Below are 2,892 nucleotides of genomic sequence, written 5' to 3' on the forward strand. Positions count from 1 at the left end.
GCCGGCACGGCGCGGAGGCGTCAGGGATTGACGCCCGAAGGGGCGAGACGCCACAGGCGGCTCGATGCGCAGCACGAAAGCCCGGCCCCGCAGGGGAGACGCCCTAACGACGGCGGGAATCCTGGTGCAACAGGCCATAGACGCCCTGCCCTTCGCTGTGCTGGCAATACTGGCACCAGCGGAGCATCCCCGCAGGCGTAGCCCGCCATTGCGTCATGCCGCGCTTTGCACATACCGGGCAAAGCCCGCGTTTCGGCTTGCGGGCACCAAAGCCCTGGCCAGCTCTCACGCCCACGGCGCACACCCGAAAAAGGGCCACGCCGGGACGGCGAAGCCGTGCCGGCCAAGCCCAGCAGGATGCCGCGCGGCGGGGCGCAGCCCCAAGAGCGCCCGCCCGCGCAGGCGGGCGGTGGTCATCAGCATTGCCAGTTGGCGCGGAAGCCGCGCCAGTCGCGGGCCACAAAGCCCGTGGCCGATTCGAGCGCGGCGGCCAGGGCCTCCGCGCGTTCATGGGACGAGTGACGGCGGATCACGGCCGCAAACTCGGCCAGGGTCAGGCGGGAACCCCAGCGCACCAAGTAGCCCCATGCCGCGATAGCGTGGCGGATCAGTTCGTTGGTGGCGGTGTCGGCGGCGGTCTTGCTCATGGTCATATCCTCGGGTTGGATGGTCTAAGGGTGAAGCTAACGCGCGCGCCTGCTCGCCCTGGTGAGCGTCAGCGGGTTGCAGCGCCGGCCAGCGGCCGGCGCTCCGATTTAGGCGGCGGCCTCCAGCTCGGGCACGGCGCGGGATTCATCCAGGCGCAAGCGGGATTCAGGAACCGGGAACCACGGGCAATCCCAGTCCAGCAGATAGCGCGCGCCGTTCGCGTACTGGCCGCACGGTGAAGCCGGGCGCTGATAGAAGCCGGTGACGCGCAAGGGAAACTCAATGCCTGCCGGGTTCGTGTAAATCACCGGATCACCGGCCTTGAACCGCAATGGCTGGCCGTTCTCGGGTGCATAGGGCTTTTGCGCGTCGTGCTGGGCGGTGACTTCCTCGGCCCATTCGTGGTGGCTGCTCATGATGTCGTCCTTCGTGTAGTGGCGGGAGGGATGCCCGGCCGCGCGTCCAGCGTGGCCGGGCGGCTCGGGTTAGCCCTTCAGGCGGCGCATTTCCTCGGCCAGCACCCACAAGGCACGGTTCAGCTTAACGCTCTGGTCAATGCCGTTGACCGGGCGCGTTGTGGTGGTGCGGCCGCTGCGGTTGCGGCCGCGCAGTCCGCCCTTCATCATGTTTTCCTGCACGCGGTTGAAGGTCGTCCACATGTCGTCGCGGCGATCCTCGAAGCGGCGCGGGGCCAGGATTTGGGATTCAGTGACGGGCACCGCCCCGCTGTCCTGGTCGTCGTACTTCAGGGCCAGTGCAGCGCGGGCAAAGGCGGCCTGTTCGCCCTGGTTGAGCGTGAGCACCTGCATGGCCTCGCGCTGGGCGGTGGCTTCCTCGAAGCTGTCCAGCACCTTGAAAGCACCTTCGATCACTTCGCCCACCACGTCGCCGTTATGGCGCACGCGGATGTCGCTGGTTGTCTCGCCGCATACCATGCCGTTAGAGCACACAAAGCGGAACATGCCGGCCAGCATCTGGTAGCTGCTGGTGCCGTCGTGGCTGTTCAGCAGGATGATTTCGTTCGCCTCGCGGCCAGTGATCTGGTCGGCGTGGCGCAGGCGGATCATGTGCTTGGTGTGCTCGCGCTTTTCCTCGTTGCGCACGCGGGTCTGGCAAACCATGAAGGGCTGGAAACCCTCTTTGCGCAGGCCGTTCAAAACGTCAATGGTCGGGATATAGGTGTAACGCGCGGAGCGGCTTTCGTGGGCGGCCTCGGCAAAGATCGAGGGGGCCACGTTGCGGATTTGGTCATCCGACAAGGGCATGTCGGCACGGATACCGGAAGCATTGCGGAAGCGGCTTGCGAGTTGCATGGTCATTTCTCCAGTGAGTTGATGATGGTCTAGGGGTTTGAGGGCCGATAAGCCCGGCCTGCTCGCCGGGCCTATCGGTTGTTCAGGTCTGCGGCGCGGATTCGCGCAACATCCCTTGAATCTTGGCTTGGAGGTCTTCCAAGCGGGCCACCGCCTCGGCGGTGCCTTCTTCGTTCGGGCAGTAGTCTTTTTTGTCGTCGATGAGGTTTTTCACTGCATATTCCAAGTCGAAAAGCTCATCACGGGTAAAGCTGCTGGCCATGATTAGCGGCGGCCTTGACCGGCTTGCTCGGTGCTGTCGTAGTCGCGCATCCAGTCGTCGTGCTCGGCGTTGCCGGGGCCTTGCTGCTGCTGGCCAGCGTCACCGCCTGCACGGTTGCCGCTGGGACGGCCCAGGTACTGCACGCGCTCGGCCTCGAAGTTGAAACCGCCCTTGCGTTCGGCCTGCTTGTACCAGCTACGAATCCGGCCCATCACCGCCACGGTGGAACCCTTCTTCAGAAACTTGGCGTCGTTCTCGGCTTGCTTGCCGTAGGTCGTCACCGGGATGAAGTCGGTTTCTTCGTGCTTCTTGCCGTCGCGGTCGAAATAGACGTTATCCACGGCGACAGTGAAGGTCACGGAAGGCGTGCCGCTGGGCGTGTAGCGCAATTCCACGTCCTTGGTCACGTTGCCCACGATGGTGAAAGTGTTGATGCTGGCCATGATCGAAGCTCCTTTTTTGCTCGGTTGATGGTGGTCTTTGCTGCCTGGTGTAGAACCGTTCTTTGTTCCTACACCATGAGTCATATTGTACCATAAAACTATTGACCGTCAATAGTTTTAGGGAGAAAAAAGCCTGATTTTTCGCGGGTTCCGGGCTTGTGTTTCTTCGGGGTTCAGGCAAGCTACCTTGGAGCCTCGGGGCGGGGTTTGGGGGCCGGAACAGGCC

5 protein-coding genes are annotated in these 2,892 nt (G+C 63.8%); all 5 read right to left on the reverse strand.

Annotation, left to right across the window (positions count from 1 at the left end):
* Positions 1-416 precede the first annotated feature (416 nt).
* On the reverse strand, positions 417-647 hold the full coding sequence (locus IEV29_RS16040; protein WP_017510837.1) for a hypothetical protein: 231 nt from the start codon (positions 645-647) through the stop codon (positions 417-419).
* A 108-nt stretch (positions 648-755) separates the two neighbouring features.
* A complete protein-coding gene (locus tag IEV29_RS16045) occupies positions 756-1,064 on the reverse strand; it encodes a hypothetical protein (RefSeq protein ID WP_009242150.1) in 309 nt (102 codons plus the stop codon).
* 69 nt (positions 1,065-1,133) lie between these two features.
* The gene (locus IEV29_RS16050; protein ID WP_017510838.1) at positions 1,134-1,961 is read right to left on the reverse strand and encodes a DUF932 domain-containing protein; all 828 of its coding nucleotides are present in this window, start codon (positions 1,959-1,961) and stop codon (positions 1,134-1,136) included.
* Between the two features lie 82 nt (positions 1,962-2,043).
* A complete protein-coding gene (locus IEV29_RS16055) occupies positions 2,044-2,223 on the reverse strand; it encodes a hypothetical protein (protein WP_009242152.1) in 180 nt (59 codons plus the stop codon).
* Between the two features lie 2 nt (positions 2,224-2,225).
* Entirely contained in the window at positions 2,226-2,666 is a 441-nt protein-coding gene (locus tag IEV29_RS16060; protein ID WP_009242153.1) for a single-stranded DNA-binding protein, read from the reverse strand.
* Between the last annotated feature and the right edge of the window lie 226 nt (positions 2,667-2,892).

The organism is Oxalicibacterium faecigallinarum (genome assembly GCF_014635705.1).
GTDB classification, from domain to species: domain Bacteria; phylum Pseudomonadota; class Gammaproteobacteria; order Burkholderiales; family Burkholderiaceae_D; genus Oxalicibacterium; species Oxalicibacterium faecigallinarum.

Coding starts and splice junctions, on each gene's coding strand:
- IEV29_RS16045 (WP_009242150.1), bottom strand. CDS start 1,064: ATGAGCAGCCACCACGAATGGGCCGAGGAAGTCACCGCCCAGCACGAC.
- IEV29_RS16040 (WP_017510837.1), bottom strand. CDS start 647: ATGAGCAAGACCGCCGCCGACACCGCCACCAACGAACTGATCCGCCAC.
- IEV29_RS16060 (WP_009242153.1), bottom strand. CDS start 2,666: ATGGCCAGCATCAACACTTTCACCATCGTGGGCAACGTGACCAAGGAC.
- IEV29_RS16055 (WP_009242152.1), bottom strand. CDS start 2,223: ATGGCCAGCAGCTTTACCCGTGATGAGCTTTTCGACTTGGAATATGCA.
- IEV29_RS16050 (WP_017510838.1), bottom strand. CDS start 1,961: ATGCAACTCGCAAGCCGCTTCCGCAATGCTTCCGGTATCCGTGCCGAC.